At 38.1% G+C, this 18,173-nt stretch carries 18 protein-coding genes and 2 riboswitches; of the genes, 16 read left to right on the top strand and 2 right to left on the bottom strand.

All coding sequences use genetic code 11. The features are described 5' to 3' along the window. The first annotated feature begins 303 nt into the window (after positions 1-303). Together IQI_RS05510 and IQI_RS05505 are read left to right on the top strand one after the other, a co-directional pair. Positions 304-1,569: an MFS transporter gene (locus tag IQI_RS05510; protein ID WP_082892596.1), complete on the top strand. Its 1,266-nt coding sequence runs from the start codon at positions 304-306 to the stop codon at positions 1,567-1,569. A 44-nt stretch (positions 1,570-1,613) separates the two neighbouring features. Continuing rightward, positions 1,614-2,237: a winged helix-turn-helix domain-containing protein gene (locus tag IQI_RS05505; RefSeq protein WP_156509844.1), complete on the top strand. Its 624-nt coding sequence runs from the start codon at positions 1,614-1,616 to the stop codon at positions 2,235-2,237. A 24-nt stretch (positions 2,238-2,261) separates the two neighbouring features. Here IQI_RS05505 and IQI_RS05500 read toward each other — a convergent pair whose 3' ends face one another. Then, positions 2,262-3,029 carry a CAP domain-containing protein gene (locus IQI_RS05500; RefSeq protein WP_064091669.1) on the bottom strand — a complete coding sequence of 256 codons (768 nt, stop codon included), beginning with the start codon at positions 3,027-3,029 and terminating at the stop codon, positions 2,262-2,264. A 198-nt stretch (positions 3,030-3,227) separates the two neighbouring features. On the opposite strand from IQI_RS05500, the gene IQI_RS05495 reads away from it, so the two are divergent. The 10 genes from IQI_RS05495 (at position 3,228) to IQI_RS05450 (ending at position 12,492) form a co-directional block, all read left to right on the top strand. After that, the gene (locus IQI_RS05495) at positions 3,228-4,292 is read left to right on the top strand and encodes a DmpA family aminopeptidase (protein ID WP_064091668.1); all 1,065 of its coding nucleotides are present in this window, start codon (positions 3,228-3,230) and stop codon (positions 4,290-4,292) included. Further along, positions 4,293-4,874 carry a hypothetical protein gene (locus tag IQI_RS05490; protein ID WP_064091667.1) on the top strand — a complete coding sequence of 194 codons (582 nt, stop codon included), beginning with the start codon at positions 4,293-4,295 and terminating at the stop codon, positions 4,872-4,874. Between the two features lie 152 nt (positions 4,875-5,026). Continuing rightward, entirely contained in the window at positions 5,027-5,905 is an 879-nt protein-coding gene (locus tag IQI_RS05485; RefSeq protein WP_064091666.1) for a GNAT family N-acetyltransferase, read from the top strand. Positions 5,906-5,930: 25 nt separating this feature from the next. Beyond that, positions 5,931-6,515 (top strand): DNA-3-methyladenine glycosylase, encoded by a 585-nt coding sequence (locus tag IQI_RS05480; protein WP_064091665.1) that lies wholly within the window; start codon positions 5,931-5,933, stop codon positions 6,513-6,515. A gap of 95 nt (positions 6,516-6,610) precedes the next feature. Next, positions 6,611-6,693: riboswitch (cyclic di-GMP riboswitch) on the top strand. A 73-nt stretch (positions 6,694-6,766) separates the two neighbouring features. Next, positions 6,767-7,477: an EAL domain-containing protein gene (locus IQI_RS05475; RefSeq protein WP_064091664.1), complete on the top strand. Its 711-nt coding sequence runs from the start codon at positions 6,767-6,769 to the stop codon at positions 7,475-7,477. A gap of 152 nt (positions 7,478-7,629) precedes the next feature. Then, positions 7,630-9,609 carry an ABC transporter permease subunit gene (locus tag IQI_RS05470; protein WP_064091663.1) on the top strand — a complete coding sequence of 660 codons (1,980 nt, stop codon included), beginning with the start codon at positions 7,630-7,632 and terminating at the stop codon, positions 9,607-9,609. A gap of 14 nt (positions 9,610-9,623) precedes the next feature. After that, complete coding sequence (locus IQI_RS05465) at positions 9,624-10,097, top strand: helix-hairpin-helix domain-containing protein (protein ID WP_231893387.1); 474 nt, start codon at positions 9,624-9,626, stop codon at positions 10,095-10,097. 49 nt (positions 10,098-10,146) lie between these two features. After that, complete coding sequence (locus IQI_RS05460; RefSeq protein ID WP_231893386.1) at positions 10,147-10,932, top strand: divergent polysaccharide deacetylase family protein; 786 nt, start codon at positions 10,147-10,149, stop codon at positions 10,930-10,932. Between the two features lie 373 nt (positions 10,933-11,305). Further along, a complete protein-coding gene (locus IQI_RS05455) occupies positions 11,306-11,662 on the top strand; it encodes a VOC family protein (protein WP_064091661.1) in 357 nt (118 codons plus the stop codon). A 77-nt stretch (positions 11,663-11,739) separates the two neighbouring features. Beyond that, entirely contained in the window at positions 11,740-12,492 is a 753-nt protein-coding gene (locus IQI_RS05450) for a (S)-benzoin forming benzil reductase (protein ID WP_064091660.1), read from the top strand. 105 nt (positions 12,493-12,597) lie between these two features. Here the strand turns inward: IQI_RS05450 and IQI_RS05445 are convergent, their stop codons facing one another. Then, entirely contained in the window at positions 12,598-13,914 is a 1,317-nt protein-coding gene (locus IQI_RS05445; RefSeq protein WP_064091659.1) for a Na+/H+ antiporter NhaC family protein, read from the bottom strand. A 95-nt stretch (positions 13,915-14,009) separates the two neighbouring features. Then, positions 14,010-14,114, bottom strand: a riboswitch (SAM riboswitch). A gap of 291 nt (positions 14,115-14,405) precedes the next feature. Between IQI_RS05445 and IQI_RS05440 the strand changes: the two genes are divergently transcribed. The 4 genes from IQI_RS05440 (at position 14,406) to IQI_RS05425 (ending at position 18,035) form a co-directional block, all read left to right on the top strand. Then, positions 14,406-15,578 (top strand): MFS transporter, encoded by a 1,173-nt coding sequence (locus IQI_RS05440; protein ID WP_064091658.1) that lies wholly within the window; start codon positions 14,406-14,408, stop codon positions 15,576-15,578. A gap of 420 nt (positions 15,579-15,998) precedes the next feature. Then, a complete protein-coding gene (locus IQI_RS05435) occupies positions 15,999-16,625 on the top strand; it encodes a hypothetical protein (RefSeq protein ID WP_064091657.1) in 627 nt (208 codons plus the stop codon). Next, complete coding sequence (locus IQI_RS05430; protein WP_064091656.1) at positions 16,625-17,644, top strand: NAD-dependent epimerase/dehydratase family protein; 1,020 nt, start codon at positions 16,625-16,627, stop codon at positions 17,642-17,644. The genes IQI_RS05435 and IQI_RS05430 overlap by 1 nt, the downstream gene beginning before the upstream one ends. 118 nt (positions 17,645-17,762) lie before the next feature. After that, complete coding sequence (locus tag IQI_RS05425; RefSeq protein ID WP_064091655.1) at positions 17,763-18,035, top strand: DUF2187 family protein; 273 nt, start codon at positions 17,763-17,765, stop codon at positions 18,033-18,035. The last annotated feature ends 138 nt before the right edge of the window (positions 18,036-18,173 follow it).

The following is an 18,173-nucleotide window of genomic DNA, read 5'->3' as shown; positions in this document are numbered from 1 at the left end:
TTTTTTTGTGTCTATGAGGCGAAATTTGTCACTATTTGTAGAATGGTCGATATATTGAATTTTGGCATGTAAATTGTAAAAAAGGCATGTAAAAAATCTTTTTGGAATGAAAACCGAAAAAAAATGGCATGCAATTCTCAAAAATGGCACGTAATTCTCCATAGTAACCCCAACCCAAGCCCATTTTCAAAAACTTCCCAAAAAACAGTTGCAAATCAATTTAAAACTCATTAAAATAAATTACAACGATAAAATAAATTACAACGAAACAAAAAAATCCCAAACCCAATTGGAGGAATTAACATGAGTTTAGTAAAAGCAAATGTGATGCAAGACGTCATGGAGGGTGGAAATGAGTCTGTTTTTCGAAATAGGCAGTTCCTATTCATTTGGTTAGCATCCACGTTTACAGGGTTAGCGTTTTCGATTTATTTACTGACCGAATCCTGGTATGTGGTGCAAGGGTTGAATATGGAATCTTGGCTTGGAATTGTCATGATGATGACTACGATTCCCAGGGTATTATTGATGACGGTAGGAGGAGTGGTGGCTGATCGCTTTAAGAGATCTCATATCTTGTTTATAGTAAATGCCATTAGAGGTGTCTTCATTCTTTGGTTATTTTTTATCATGATGTCTGGAAATCTTTCTATCTGGTTTCTGATCGTCTTCGCCCTTGGATTTGGAATCTTAGACGCATTTTTCTGGCCATCAAGTAACGCTATTGTTCCTCAGCTTGTGAAGAAAAATCAACTTACCAGAGCGAACTCCATCATGCAAACTTCTAATCATTTCTCCTTTATACTCGGACCTGCAATTGCAGGGGTACTGCTGAAATTCTCATCCTTCCAAGGTGCATTTCTTACTTCATCGATTCTGTTATTAATCAGTGCTGTTCTCGTTATAAATATGAAAGTCAATGCAGTAAATCCAGTGAAGGAAGATAATGATTCTTCCTCTTTCATAAATGAGTTTAAAGAAGGCTTCAACTATGTAAAGGGATTTCCTTTTTTACTTGCGATTATGGCGACTAGTGTAGTCGTTAATTTTTTCCTGGTAGGCCCTGTTACCATGGGACTTCCGATTATTGTGAAGAATAGTCTTTCAGGGAGCGCTTTAGACTTGAGTTTCCTAGAGAGCTCACTTGCTCTTGGGATGGTTGTAGGTGCGATTTTAACAGGGATCGTCAACTTTAAGCGAAAGCGTCCTGTTATTAGCCTCGGTGTCATTGGGTTTTTGGGTGGATTGATGGCACTTCTTAGCCAAATCACCTCCGTCTGGCAAGGGGTGGTTATTATTTCCCTTGCTGGTCTTTGCTTAGCAGTCAGTAACATTCTGATGCCAACCCTTATTCAAGAGTTCGTGGACGAAAAAATGATGGGGCGTGTTCAAAGCATTATGGCAACGGCATCAATGGGGTTTACGCCTTTATCCTACGCGTTTGTATCCATCCTATTATCGGTAGGAGTCAATATTACCTTTATTATGTTGATCTCCTGTACCGTGTTAACGCTCTTTGTTGGCGTCGTTCTATGGAAAGTAAAGATTATCTGGAGTATCGATCGCTAACTGGTATAGTAGAAGGAGAAATATTGGAATTTGAGGTGATAGAAATGAAGTATAAATCCCAATCCATGGAGTTAATGAAAATCTTATCGGATCCAAGGAGAAATCAAATTCTGCACCTTGCTTCTGATGAGCCCATTACAGTCAAAGCAATGGCCGAGAAAATTGGGGAAGAGCCGTTACGATTGTATTATCATGTGAAGAAGCTGGTAAAAGCAGAACTTTTAGAGGTTGTAAATACTCGTCAGCATGGAAATTTGACGGAAAAATATTATCAGGCTGTCAATTTTCGTGATGTGATTTATAAAGGGGATATGGCTGAACAGGCGGAATATATTGAACAAACTCTTTCGCTTATTCATCAGATAGTAGACCCTGGTCTTCACCTTTATCAAAATAAGCTGGAAATGATTCGAAGCGGAAAGGAAGCTCATTCTGTTCCTATCCATGTCACGATCGATTCAGCCACTGAAAGAAAGACAGGGAGAGAGTGGAGACAATCTCTTGAACACGTTATGAAAGCTATGGCACCGAAATCCTTTGATCAGTCTTCATGGCCCGATCTGCCTGATGATGACAGGGATGGAGAAGAGGGGACGTACCAATATGTTCTGGTCAGTTATCGAATAGAAGATCAGGATGAACTGTATAAAGAAAAGAAGGAGGACTGACCCTTACAGGATCAGTCCTTTTCTTTATTTTGCAATAAACATTTGTGTCCAATAAATTCCTTGTCCAGAATCCTTCGCTATTCCAACCCCAATATGAGTGACCTGTTTATTTAAAATATTCTTTCGATGACCGGGACTGTTCATCCAAGCATTGACGACGGATTTAGGAGTTTCTTGTCCAACTGCAATGTTCTCAGCAGCTGAGGAGTAATCAATTCCAAAGTTCTCCATCATTTCAAATGGAGATCCATAAGTAGGAGAGGTGTGCGAGAAATAATTCTTCTCTTTCATATCCTCTGATTTCATTTCGGCTACATTCGATAATTCTCCATCGGATTTTAAAGCACCCAGTCCATTTTTTGAGCGTTCTTTATTGGTTAAATCAATTACCTGTTGAACAAATCCATCCGATTTTGCGGCTTGGGAATCCTGATTTGTCTTAGGTTCCTGAGTAGGTGGTTCAGGTTGACCAGTGTTTGGTTCTTGTGCTGGTTGGTTCGGTTGACGGGCTTCCTCGTTTCCTCCATTTGGAATGAATTCTTCACCAGGATCTAAATGGGTAAATTCACGCAAATTGCCATTAGGATCAATAGGTGCCATAAAGCGATGAATAATTCGACGATCAGGAGTAGCTATATTCTGACCTGTGTTATCCCTACCATAGTTAACAGGATCATATCCCACATTTTGTGTGTCCGTTAGATTTTCATTGGTATCGTTATTGTTACAGGCTGTCATCAGCATTAATGGAATAACAGCACAAAGTGTTAAAGAATAAAATTTCTTTTTCATGGTGATTTCCTCCATATTCTAAGTTAGCCTTATGAGGTTTTTCTTCTCATAACAGTCCTTAATATGTACTTTTAATATGGAGATTATCCTGTCAATAATAGGGGTGAATCTTGTTTTTCAAAGACTGAAAAGGGTTTGTGGAATGAAAATCGAATAAATATAAATAATGAAGTGAACAGAAGGGAGCAATGTAAATCGATGGGGCGAAAGCGACTACGAGATTTAGGAGTTGAAATTGGCTCTTATTCAACTGGAGAACATAACAGCATTACGGATATAGATGGTATCAAAGTGGGTCATAAAACTCTTCACTATGACCAAGGAGGAACGATCGTTCGAACTGGTGTAACCGCTATTTGTCCTCATGAAGGGAATGTTTTTAAGGAAAAAGTAATCGCCAGTAGTTATGTCATTAATGGGTTCGGGAAAACCGTCGGATCGATTCAACTAAATGAATTAGGTATTCTTGAAAGTCCGATTATGCTGACAAATACACTCTCTGTTGGTGATGTATTAAAAGGTACTCTATATCATATGATGGAGGAGAATCCAGAGATTGGAGATACAACGGGAACGATTAATATCGTTGTAGGTGAATGCAATGATGGATATCTTAATGACATTCGAGGCTTACATATCACCCCTCAAGACGCTGAAGATGCAATTGGAAATGCTCACTCAGGACCTGTTGAAGAGGGTTGTGTTGGTGCAGGAACCGGTATGATTTGTTTAGGCTATAAAGGTGGAATAGGAACAAGTTCACGCCAGTATGGATTTGGAGAAGATACGTATAAAATAGGGGCATTGGTTCTAACGAATTTTGGGCAGCGTCGTGATTTACGCTTCCCTTTTGATTTGGATCATCAACCAAGTGATGCTCCAGATGGATCGATTATGATTGTATTAGCAACAGATGCACCATTAAGCGACAGACAGCTGAAAAGACTGGCTAAGCGTGCCTCATTTGGTCTTTCTCGTACAGGTTCTTACGCAGCACATGGAAGTGGTGATATTGTTCTTGCGTTTTCAACCGCACACCGAATTTCTCATAGCCCTTTGAGAGAAGAAAACACCCTGCCTTTTTCATTTATCAAAGAAGATGGGTTTATTATTTCAACACTTTTTGAAATGACCGTAGATGCTGTGGAGGAAGCCATTTGGAATTCAATGGGTCAAGCAGGGACAACAACAGGAAGAAAGGGACGAAAGGTGGAAGGGATTCCACTTGAGCTATTATCTCAATTGAAAAAGGGAGAAATGTAAGTGAAAAAGCAGTTGTTTGGTATCATGATGTGCCTTTTTTTATCCGCCTGTTCATTAGAAAGTAAACCCGTTATTCAATCATACGAACTCTCTGAAGGTGAACAAGAAGTACTGGTTGCAGCGGATATGATGAATGACTATGCTTTTGATTTAACGTTAAATAAAGACGTGCCTCATTATACCCTAACGTATTGGATTGAGAGGTACGAGCAAGGAAAAAAAGTAGAGTCTGTTCAAAAACAAATTAATTTGGATGGACATGATGGAAGGGTACGATTACATTTTTTAGAAAAAGAATCCGAGGATCGTATCCTTTATCATGTGTCAAATGCTATGGAAGGTCAGCAAGGATTGATGAAAGAGGAAATTTCACATCCAAATCCAGATTTAGGAGGAAGTAGTCTTTCTGTTGAAAAAATAAGTCTAAAGGAAAATAAACCCCAGGTGATTGCCCTGCGAACGTTTCATAAAGGGACACCTCCAGCCCCTTTGACACAAACGATGTATGAAAGTAAACAAGAGCTTGCGAAAGTATTACAGCATGATCATGTGATTATATTTAAGGTTGAGCTGGAAAAATAAAATTGGGGTGTAGTCATTAAGATGGTTATTTTTAAAAAGGGCCGAGGAGGCATACCCTCTGACAGTGAGCATCCTCTCGCTGCAATCAACTACTATTTCTTCTCAAAAAAAGCAACATGATACAAAAAATATACAATGAAGGAACGATACCATTGCTACAGCTAGTAAAAAATTACAAACAGAATTCTGATATAAGGAAGGCGTTTTTTGAATTTACACCCAAAGCACTGTGGGGAATTAATTTTAAGCCTTGGGCGGAAAAAGGCTATTGGGATTCTCTTTCTTATGATGGATATGCACTTATGAAAGACGATAAGATGATGGCGAATGTCTCCTTTACGAAGATGAAGATTCTAATTGACGATCAAGAAAGAACGCTTTTGCAGCTTGGAACTGTCGGAACCTTAGAAGAGGAAAGAGGGAAAGGGTATTCGAGGCTGCTCCTTGAAGAGGTTTTAAAGGATTGGGAGAAAAGGGTGGATTGGATTTTCCTATTTGCGAATGAAAATGTTCTTTCCTTCTATCCTAAATTTGGATTTGAACAATTCAATGAAGGTATCTATACATTTCCTTTACCCAAGCCGGATTCCATTACAAGTTTTTCCTTTAAAAAGGTGTGTTTTCCTGAACAAGAACAGTGGTTTTGGGACAAGGTTCAAAATAGACAGCCCGTTAGTTCCAGGTTCGCTCCAAGAGATGGACATGAAATTATGATGTTATATATATATCTTGGATATGGTGAACATGTTTGGTACGAAGAAAAGAAGGATAGTGTAGTTATGATGGAAGAGAAAGAGGGTACACTTCACCTATATGATTGGATATTTAGTGGGCAGCATAATAATCTCTATAGCCTATTGAAGGACATACCATTTGAAGCAAAGGACTGCATAGTTTATTTTATGGATGATAACGTAAAAAAGATAGGCTCATACAAAAACCAATCACATATGTTCTTTATACGTTCAGGTAAAGAAGAAAAGGAAAGTTTTCCTCGTGAGATTGTCTTTCCCATCTTATATAAAACCTAGAATAACTTTAAAAGGAAGTGGGAAAATGGACTATACACCTATGCCTCAATCCTTTTACGAGCAGCCTACTTTAGAGCTGGCTAAATCTCTTTTAGGGTGTTTATTGGTAAAAGAAACAGAGGACGGAGTAGCATCTGGTTATATTGTGGAAACAGAGGCTTATTTAGGACCGGAAGACAGAGCAGCACATAGTTATGGGAATAGAAGAACGAAGCGAACGGAAATTATGTTTCAGGAACCGGGACGAGTGTATACATATGTCATGCATACCCATTGCCTTGTCAACGTTGTAAGTGGAGATGTGGGTAAACCTGAAGCTATACTAATTAGAGCAGTAGAGCCGTATATGGGTCTTGAGATTATGGAGAAAAGAAGAGCGGGGCATATTCAAAAGAATTGGACAAACGGCCCTGGCAAATTAACCAAAGCTTTAGGAATCAGCATGAATGATTATGGAAGAACATACCTTGAACCACCTCTTATCATAGCGAAAGGTTACAAGCCAGATAATGTGGTGGAGGGGAAACGGGTAGGGATCGATAATTCAGGAGAAGCAAGAGATTATCCGTGGAGATTTTGGATTGAGGGAAATACCTATGTTTCTAGATGATAAATCGGGCTAGTTAAAAGAATTTTCAAAAAAAATTAGAAATAATCCCAATAATAACTATTTTTATGGTATATTTTTCTTATAGAAGCAAGTTACATATGAATGGGAGCTTTGAACCTAAATGATAGATGGGCGCTTAAATTTAGGGGAGCTAGTAGCGCAACCGACCATATAAAGGCGTAATCATACGTTTTTGTGTGGTTTTTTTATATGCTTAATCCAAAAAATAAAAAAAAGAGTATAGGAGTCTTATGAATATTTTTAGTATTTTTCAAAACGACTTTATCTATCATGATTTTCAGCCTTTATATTTTTTAGGTGAACAGGAATCTCTTTATGCTTACGAAGGGCTTTTGCGAAACACACAAAATGAGAATGCAGAAAGTGTATTTCAATCTGCCATAAAGGCAAATATTTTGTATAAGTTAGATACGTTATCAATTTCTAAAGCTCTTGAAAGTTTCGCTCAATATGATATTAAAGACAGTAAAATATTTCTTAATATTTATATTACAACCATTCTACATCCTAGTTTTCATTCGTTTTTTTATCAACTTATGACGAAATATCCAGAAATAAAGGGACGTCTTGTATTAGAGATTAATGAGTCAAGTGCAGAAGAGCTTTGGCAGAACCCTTTGTTAAAGCAGTCCCTTAAAGAACTCAAACAGTATGGGGTTTGGTATGCCATCGATGACTTTGGTCAAGGAACCTCTTCTATTAAAAAGTCCATTGAATTTGAACCGGAAGTGATTAAGCTCGATCGCTATTTTGCCATTGATTTAGCACAAGATGAAAAGAAACAGCGCTTTTTAACCTTTTTTAGTCGTTTTTATGGAAACGACACTCTGATTGTATTAGAGGGTATCGAAACAAAAGAAGATATGCAGGTAGCGAAAGAGATTGGAATTACGATTGGCCAAGGCTTTTATCTTGGTAAACCAAGTCGGTTACTAGCATAAATAATCGAAAAAAAGAGAGACGCACGAAATCGTGCGTCTCTTTTTTAGGTGAAGGTCCTTAACATGTAATAGTATTGACAGATTTGAGATAAAATTGAAAAAATTTAACAATTAAAGTAAACTGAGGGAAAAGAAAAAGGGGTAAATTAGAGATGAGGATTGTAACCTTCCCGCTTAAATTAATGTTCTATTATATTCTTGGTCTAATTGGTATTCTGGCTGTAAGTATCGCTCCTCAGGTATTTAAAGAAAGGGGTTTGTATAACTTTGTAGGTTTTTTTGAAGAGTTTATAAAATTTATCTTTGTCTTTTTACATAGTGAAAATTGGAGCTATTCGTATAAAGGAGTTACTGTAGAATTTCTAGATATGCTTTGGGATCCTTACCTTTATTCTCTTCAAATAATTGGCGGAGCATTAGCCCTAGGAGTGCTATCTGCTTTCTTATTGACAGTCATTACTGTTTTCTTACCTCGTTGGTTAACATCCTTTCTAAAGAAAATCGTTAACCTATTAGAAACAGTACCTGATTTGATGGTTGCCTTTATGCTTCAGCTATCGATTGTGTTTATTTTTAAACATTTCGGTTTGGAAATCATGAATTTCACTGAGTTTGGTGAAGAAAGGGTATTTCTAGCACCGGTTATTACACTATCTATTATTCCGATGATTTCTTTCTTTCGAATTCTTCTTTTTATTACAGAAGAGGAATTAATCAAGCCACATATAGAATTTGCTCAAAGTAAAGGAATGTCAAAAGGGAGAATTCTCTTTTCGCATGTCCTTAGAAATATTTCACCGAGCTTTTTTTATCATGCCAAATTAATTATTTGGGGAATGCTTTCAAGTTTGTTCATTATTGAAACCATCTTCAATATGAAAGGTATTACATATTATATAGTAGAAGATTTTAGGCCGATGGTCATTGCGATTTCATTAATTATGATCTACACACCATTTTTTCTATTGTATCAAGGAGTTTATTTGTGGCTTCATAAAGGGACGAACGAAGACTTCACTAAATACAAAAGGGATAAAGTGAAATGGAGTGAATGGAAGATTTGGGGATGGCTGTCCATTATAAGAAAAGTACTGTGGCAGCATTTACATAATCCCAAATTTGCCGTTGGGTTTAGTGTACTGTTCCTTATGATTGTATCTAGCTTCCTCTATCCTTTGTTTAAAGAAACGCCTATTAAGCAAATTAACTTTATGAAAAATGAGGAGGGGCGGATTATCAGTGCTCCGCCTCATAAACCGTTTGGTGAAATGCTACTAGGCTCTGATTTCTTTGGATACAGCATATTGGATCAGCTGATTGTTGGGGCGAAATATACGTTGGTATTTGCGTTAGTGGTTGCGTCACTCCGTGTAATAGGGGGCTTTTATCTAGGTGTCTTTTATCATTTTCATTTAAAGGAGCACCGGAAAAATTGGCTCGATCGAATGGTCGATTCGATTCATTTTCTCCCACTAAGCCTCATTGCCTATCTCTTATTAAGGCCTGTTTTATGGGGATTTCCAGTTCTGGGTTGGGATCATTCCATGTTTGAAAGGCTTGTGTTTGAAGCAGTGGTACTCACCATTCTCGTCTTACCATTAACAACTGTATTAATTGGTAATGAATTAAAGATATTAGGGAGACAAGATTTTGTGTTGTCTGCGAAGCTATTAGGAGGAAGCAATAAACATTTACTTTGGAAACACTTATTTCCTCATTTAGCACCTCGGTTATTTATTATTTTTGGTCAACAATACATACAAACCCTTCTGATTCTTGTCCATTTAGGACTGTTTCACTTGTTCTTGGGAGGGACCATTATCAAGGGAGGGCTCGTCCCAGATCCTCCGAAATCCGGAACCTTTGAATGGTCAGGACTTATTAGCTCAACCAAGAATTCATTAATGACCGGTAAGTATTGGGTAGTCATTGCACCGTTGGTTGCTTTTATTATTGCCATCATTGCCATGCAGTTAATAGTACAAGGTGTGAAGGAAATTCAACAAACCAAAGTGGGTGTCCTAGTTAAAAATACTCCAATCAAGAGCAAATATAAGGTGGACAAAAAGAAAGCTTATAAGCCCGTTATGGAGGATTTCCAGCTCACGAGACAGCAAACCTTTAAAGGATAAAGGAGGAAATGAGATTGGCTACAAATAGCCCAAAGCTTCCCTTAAAGGAAGAAGAAAGAAAAAAACTGCGTAAAGAAAAAATAAAACTTTCAGATCTTCATAGCTTATCACCTGAGACATTAAGTGAAAGAATAAACATATCAGTAGAAAGAGCTAGAACATTAGTGGCATTATGCGTTTTTCAACGAATTCCTTCTATTGGACCAAATCTTGCTCATAACGTAGTAAATGACCTTTCATTCTACACCTTCGAAGAAATCAAGAATGCTAAAGGAGAAGACCTTATCATCGAACTCGAAAAGAAATATGGCGTATGGATGGACCCTTGTGTAGAAGACTCTTTGAGATGTGTGGTCCATCACGCCAATCACCCAAATAGCCAAAAGAATTGGTGGGATTTCACCGCACAAAGAAAAACATTCCGAGAAACACATGGCTACCCACAAGACCGACCAACAAAAAGCTGGCATGAGGGACGGACCTCTTAGGTAATTATTTCTCCTTCTGGACATGATAAACGAAAAGGAGTGTTCACCTGTGAGAACCTTACTTATCTGTTTATTACTAACGTTAGCATTCCATGCACAAGTATCAGGGAGAAATATTTTGCCTCTTTCGGCTCATCACAATGAGCTTGCTATCGTCATTGACGACTTAGGTAACGATATGAAAGGAACGGAAGAGATTCTACAATTGCCCGTCATTCTAACTTTAGCGATCATGCCGTTCCTACCCACTACAAAAGTAGATGCAGAAAAAGCACATAGGCTGGGACATGAAGTGATTGTTCATCTTCCTATGGAGCCAATGAAAGGCAAGGCAAGTTGGCTAGGACCAGGGGCCATCACCACTTCATTATCAAATGCAGAAATTCGCAACCGAGTGGAAGCAGCAATTGAAGATGTACCTCATGCCGTTGGAGTCAATCATCATATGGGATCAAAGGCGACAGCGGATGAACGAGTGATGAAAATAGTATTACTAGTATGTAAGGAGCGAGGGTTGTTTTATTTAGATAGTAAAACAACTGGAAAAAGTGTTATACCAAAAATTGCAAAAGAGGAAAATGTTCCTTATCTTGAGAATGAAATGTTCTTTGACGATGTGTATACCCTTCAACACATTGGCAAGCAAGCCAAACGGCTCTCTAAAGAACTTGATCATGACAACAGTACTATCGCCATCGGACATGTAGGAGTCACTGGTTTGAAAATGGCGACCATGTTAAAGGAATTCATTCCACTCTATCAACAAAAAGCGGCCATTGTCCCACTATCGGACTTAATCCCTGAATATCACTTTATTGATGAAAGCATGCCTTGAGGGTGTGCTTTTTTGAAGAGGTGAGTAGAGCAACTTAGCATGATTTTTTTATAGAAATAATAACAACTTCGTTAAAGAGAGCCCTGATGGTTCTCTGTCGTGGACCACAAATGTTAATTTCCATTAGATAATTTTCTCTATCAAGCTCTGTAACGAAATTACCTTTTAGATGGTGAGGGGATATGCGTAGACTCCTGCGGAAATACGGACGTGGCGAGACCCCGGAAGTGGAGCTGAGGAGGCTCGGCCGAATGTCCGTGGAAAGCGAATCCTATTTGAAAGATCCAATTGCAAAACTCATGGATAAAAAATATTCATTAAAGGATTTCACCCTCTTTTCTTGAATCGTTAAAAGAAGAAAGGATGATGAATTGTGAATAATCCCATTAACCAAGCAATCGGAGCCATATTTGTACCTGTAAGTAATCTGGAACATTCTCGTGATTGGTATTGTGAACTATTGGGAGTACCTGCTGACGGTGAAATAATTAGTGGTCATCTTTATGTCATTCCACTACAAAATGAAGTGAGCATTGTGCTGGATAGCAAAATTTTTTCTCAGCATGTCGTGAGTAACGCTCCACTTTTTCATTTTAATACGAATGATCCTCAAGCTGCTTATCAATATGTCAATGAACGAAACATAGCGATCGAATCGGATATTCAATTTGATCAATTTTTTAATGTGAAGGATCCAGACGGAAATGTAATCATGATTTGTAAATGTTAAGTAAATAGAAGGCGGATTTTTTTGTAATAGGGAAAGTCTGCTTTATAATTAAAAATGTAAGAAAGGAGATGTTCAATATGGATTACGCAATTGTCACTGGTGCAACAAGAGGATTAGGTGAATCCATCTCAAAACTCTTTATCGAAAAAGGCATTGGACTCATCAACGTATCCCGTTCAGAAAATACATCATTAAGGACGCTTGCGGAAGATAATGATGTATCATACGAATTTTTTGAATGTGATTTATCCAATTCAGCAGAAACAGAAAAGATCTTTCAAGTAGTAGCCTCGAAGGTGTTTCAGACAGATGTAGAAAAAGTCTTTTTTGTTCAAAATGCTGGTGTTGTCACACCGGTTAATCCTTCCGGTGAACTCAGTACGGAGGATTTAGAGAACAGTGTACACGTAAATCTCCTCTCTCCCATGATTGCTACAAACACCATGCTGAAATTAGCTAACAACGATAGCCAGCTCATTATGGTGAATGTTAGTTCAGGTGCTGGAAGTCGTCCTGTCTATGGCTGGAGTACCTATTGTTCTACTAAAGCTGGTGTTAATATGTTGACGGAAACCGTAAGCCTGGAGTTATCTAAAAAGCACAGCCGACACAAAGCAATCGCCTTTAGTCCAGGAGTAATGGATACAGATATGCAAGAAACAATCCGATCAACTTCAAAGGAATCATTCGCTGATGTAGATGCCTTCAAGCGCTATAAGGAGGAAGGAATGCTTAGAAGCACTGATACAGTGGCTAATGTATTACTCAAACTAGTGACAGAGAATGAAATAGAAAGTGGTAAACTTTATCATGTGAATGATTTATTATAAAAACAAAAGAAAGCAGATTCTATATAGAATCTGCTTTCTTTTTTAATGTAATTGTCTCAAACACCAAACTATTTGAACAAAGCCTTCTGCAGACTAATCCATCTCTTAGGATTTCACAAGATCCGGCTTTGTTGAATTGATACGTGTGAATTTAGGCAATGCGAATTGTATCGCAATCAATCCACAAACAGCAATCAGAAGTGGGTAAAACGCATATGGAATAATGCTTAAAGGTGATATACCTGCAACTTCTGCAACTAATAATGCCTGTGCTCCGTATGGAATCAACCCTTGAATTGAACAGGAGAAGATATCTAGAATACTTGCTGCTTTACGAGCATCCACACCATATTTCTCACTAATTGATTTCGCCAGTGGTCCGGTAATGATAATCGAAATGGTATTGTTTGCTGTACACAGGTTGGTAGAGCTTACTAATCCTGCAGTAGCCAGCTGAGCTCCTCGTGGAGAACGAATCTTTCGTGTAGCAAGGTGAAGAATTGCTTGAATCCCACCATTGTGACGAATCAATTCCACGACACCGCCAATCAGAACCGTTAGGATCACAATTTCAGCCATACCAATCATTCCATCAGTTATGCTGCCGAAATAGGTTGAAGCGGTAAAGCTCCCATCCATAAATCCAATAATACCTGATAATAAAATTCCTCCGAGTAGCACAACGAACACATTTAATCCTGCAAGAGCCCCAATAATGACACCAAGATAAGGTAAGATTTTAATCCAATTAAAGCTGTTTACATCGACTGCAGATTGGTTTCCCCATGTCATAAACAAAAGAATAACCATTGTTATAATCGCCGCAGGAAGAACGATGAAAAAGTTCACTTTAAACTTATCTTTCATTTCCGTTTTTTGTGTGCGGACTGCTGCAATCGTTGTATCTGAAATGAAGGATAAATTATCTCCAAACATTGCTCCACCAATTACAGTTGCCATCGCTAGAGGCATTGAAATGTCCGTACCCGAACTGATTCCAACACCAATTGGTGCAAGTGCTGCAATGGTACCCATTGAGGTTCCCATGGATAAAGAAACAAATGCCCCAATTAAAAATAAGCCAACAATTAGGAAATTCTCCGGTAGTACAGAAAGAGCCAGGTTAACAGTAGAATCAACGGCTCCCATTTTTTCAGCTACTCCAGAAAAAGCCCCTGCTAAAAGGAAGATAAACACCATAATCATAATATCCGGATGACCGGCTCCTTTAGCAAAACGCTCAATTTTCCCGTTTAGAGATTCTTTACGATTCATTAGTAACGCAACGACAGAGGCAATTAAAATAGAAACTAGAACAGGAAACTGATAAAAATCTCCTGAAATAATTCCAGCTCCTAGAAACAGCGAAACAAATATGAATAATGGCAATAACGCCAATAGACTTCCTTTTTCTTGAAACAATACGAACACTCCTTTGTAAGGCTTTAAATTAAATGGTGGAAGAAAACAAAAAAACCTCTTCCAATAAGAAGAGGTTTCAATAATATGAAACACTCTTCTTATCTTCCAAGCATGACGCTTGCTGGATGTGGCACAGCACTCAAAATGAGTCCGCTGCCGAGGCATCGTAGGGCCAGTCCCTCCGCCTCTCTGGATAAGAAGAATACTTACTATATGATTAACTGAATTTACTTCCCATACTTTAATGCGTTTAAGGGAAAAAGTCAAACGGAAAAGTTTTCTTAAGATGCATTGTTCTTTCGTTAAATGTTTTTGGGTATCGTTGTATAAGGAGGCTGCATCCTATTCTCATAGGGCCTAATGACCTAATCAGATAAATATCCTTCCCCTGAAGAAAGATTCACTTTATCCAAAAAAAGGTACAAATTTATTTACAATCGAGCTACCAAGGTCTACTATAAGGTAGACAAAAACATCTGGGGGATACACTCGTGGAACGAACCATTCGTAATCAAATTTTTACCTTACAAGGATTTTATTTATTAACTTTTTTTGGTGTTGGAAGTCTGTATCCGCTATTGAGCGTTTACTTGAGTCAAAGTGTTGGATTGAACGGATATCAGATTGGAACCATTATGTCTGTAGGACCGATTATGATGATTTTCTTTCAGCCAATTTGGGGAATGGTCAGTGATACTACCAACCGCCCAACTATAGTATTGGGATTCACTTCATTTATAGCTGGTTTATTTGCTCTCGGGTATCTGATTATGGATTTTTATTATGGACTACTCATTACAGCCGTATTGGTGGCCATTTTTCAAAGCGCGATTATTCCAGTATCGGATAGTATCAGCTTAAAATATACGAGTAAAGTTCGCTATAACTATGGAAATATACGATTGTTTGGCTCACTGGGCTTCGGATTAGCCGTATTTTTGATGGGAAGATTATCAGAAGGGTTTATAGGTCCTACCATCATATTTTATTCCTTCTTTATCTGTTTAATACTCTCGGGCATTCTGTCCTTCCGTTTTCCGAAAGAGCGAGCTTCAACTAAGCTTGATCTAAAAGCAGGGATGAAAGAATTGTTTGGTATGAAGAGGTTTCTTATCTTTTTAGTTGTGACATTCTTAGTGTTTGGTCCAAACTTGGCAAATAACGTATATTTTGGTTTGTTCGTAGAGGATTCAGGTGGAACGTACACAGGTATTGGGCTTGCCTTCCTCATTGCTGTCTTATCTGAAATTCCATTTATGCGAATTGCAGGAGCTTGGATTGATAAGTTTGGTTTGCTATCTGTAGCAGCGTTAGCAGGTGTAGCGTCTATGCTCCGTTGGCTCTTTTATTTTACCGAACCGAGCCTTTGGTTAGTGTACTCTTCTGCTGTGATGCAAGGTTTAGCCATTGGTTTGTTTATACCAGCAGGATTACGTTATATCAGAGAAATTACACCTGCTCATATTACTGCGACGGCTGTTACAATGTATTCCGCCATTGGAAATGGACTGGGCAACTGGTTTAGCACGTTCGTAGGAGGATTCATTTTAGAGACATACTCCATCTATACGGTTTATTTATTCTTTGCTGTTCTATCTCTTTTAGGGGTCTTCCTATGCTTCGTATTAATGAAAGAAGAGAAAAAGAACGCCCTTGCATATTGAATGTTTCAGAAGACGTTTTGACGGGTGAGATCCCATCGAAACGTCTTTTTTTACTCTTTTTGCAAGGTTGTATTCGTAATCTTCTTTGCTAATGAGGTTAATAAAACATTAAAAAGGTGTGATGAATACCCGGTTTTTGTCAAATGGCTTATAAAGAGTGGAAGTAAGATTGAAAATCGAAGTTAAAAAGTTCACACGAACTGAAAGACGGAAGGGATAGACCCCAAAGTGAATGCATTAGACATTCAATTCCTAAGTAGCTAATACCATACTAATTAAACAAAGCACTTCCATTGATAGAATAAATGATCATAAAAAAATCCACTTTTCATAAAGCAAAATAGTATAATAAAGGAAGGATTTTCCTAATACAATAGCCAATGTATAAGAAAAGGATTATGATTAGAGGAGGATGAGGGGTTGAGCAAGAGAAGATGGTTCTTTTTGTTACTATCCATCATTTTAATAACAGGATGCACATCCAAAACATCTGAAGAACTATTTGAGCCTCAAAAAGCTACAACACTGACAATCAAGCCACATAAGTTAAATAAACAAGAAATAGATTTAGTGAATCACACTGGAATCGACTATATTGATTTTTATGAATTGGATGGGACACTAAAAGGGAACGATGATATTCATCTAGTAGTGGACGTATATGAAAAAGGGAAGCTAGTAGAAGAACAGCCATTTACATCAAATGTCGTTCAGTATTCCTACGATCATTCGATTTGGTCCATTGGATTAAATAAGCAGGATAATTTTCTCGAGATTATTCATGGGGTGGAGGATGGCTATATGTCTTCAAGCCATGAAGTCCAGGTACAAGGCTATACAATGGATTCACTTCTGACGGAAAAAGTAAAGTTGAAAAAGAATAAGCCTGTTCCTCTATTTGCTTGGGCAGGAACAAATGGGAATGGAATATCTTCTATCAATTTAGATGAGAATGGGAATCCGGCTGGAGGAATAGGGGATTCGGATCTAGCTTATGTCTACAAAATCATCTTAACGGAACGAGTATCAAAAAAGGAGACTGAATAATGAAAATACTTATAATAGGTGGAACGAATTTTGTTGGCCGACATTTTGCTGAAGAGGTCCTTAAGAGAGGGCATGAATTAACTCTCTTTAATCGAGGACAAACAAACCCTGAGCTGTTCCCGGAGGCCATAAAGCTTCAGGGAGATCGCGACGGGAATTTAGGGGCGTTAAAAGGGAGAGAGTGGGACGTTGTCATTGATACTTGTGGGTATGTCCCAAGGGTTGTTGAACAATCTCTTCAATACTTAAAAGACCAGGCAAAGCAGTATGTGTTTATTTCCACCATCTCGGTTTATAGAGACTTTAAGAATGGAAGAAACCAAGAGGCCTATCCTGTAGGAGTAGTCGAGGACCCGACAATAGAAAAAATGACAGGGGAAACATACGGTCCATTAAAGGCAGCTTGTGAACAATTAGTAAGACAGGAGTTTCCTGAAAATCACCTCATTATACGTCCCGGATTAATTGTTGGCCCATTTGATCCAACCGATCGCTTTACCTATTGGCTAGATCGTTTTTCTAAAGGTGGAGACATGGTGATACCAGGAGCTAAAACGAGGGAAATTCAATGGGTGGATGTACGTGACTTGGTACAATGGACGTTAACGAAAGCGGAAGAATCAGTCGGTAGAACGTTCAATGTAACAGGTCCGTCTGATTTTTACACGATGGAAGATTTCATTGATGATTTGTCTAAAGAATTTATGGACCAGCCTCCTAAACAGAACTGGATCGAGGATTCGTTTTTAATAAAAAATGATATCCAGCCCTTTACGGAGTTACCGCTTTGGGTTCCTGTGAATGATGAAACTCCTGATGGATATATATTAGCGGACATTACAAAAGCAAAGAAGCAAGGCTTATCCCACCGTTCACCCCGAGCTACCATTCAAGATACATGGGAGTGGCATAAAAATAGAAATAAGACTGAATTAAAAGCAGGGTTGAAAGAAGAGAAGGAAAGCCATTTACTAACTCAATGGAAGCAACCAGCTAAAGGAGAAAAAAGTACGACTTAATTTCACAGAATGAAAAAGGTTTCGACCTGATTGAAAAGTGGTATATGAACTATTAAATAAGATAAAGAGAATTGTATAAGCGAATAATCATTTACTATATTGCAAAGGAGATTTTATAATGGATAATACCTTCTTATACTCAAAAGATTATGCAAATCTTGGAGATACAATTGAATTCAAACGAAAGAAACATGTGGTAAGTGGTGTAGTAACCTCCCTTAGAGAAAACACTGTTATTGTTAAGGTAAAGCAGGATATTGTGACTTTACTCGATTTACCAGACGACCAAACAGTAGTAGCCCACAAAAACTATGTAGTCATTGAACGCGCTGAAAATGATTCGCAACCTGTCTTCGTCTATGATGGCTGGAATAGCGCACTGAAAGCATAAACATTTTAGTTGTATTGTCGTGTTCTCAATCAACTCTGGCCCATACATACAAAAAAGACGTCCCCAATATCTTTCAATTTTTTGATGAAAGGTATCGGGGACGTCTTTTTGAGCTGTTTCTTTACATTCTCAAACGAT

This window comes from Rossellomorea aquimaris TF-12 (assembly GCF_001648555.1).
Lineage (GTDB): Bacteria > Bacillota > Bacilli > Bacillales > Bacillaceae_B > Rossellomorea > Rossellomorea aquimaris.
Note: the sequence above shows the minus strand (reverse complement) of the source record. Positions and strands in the feature narration are given on the sequence as shown.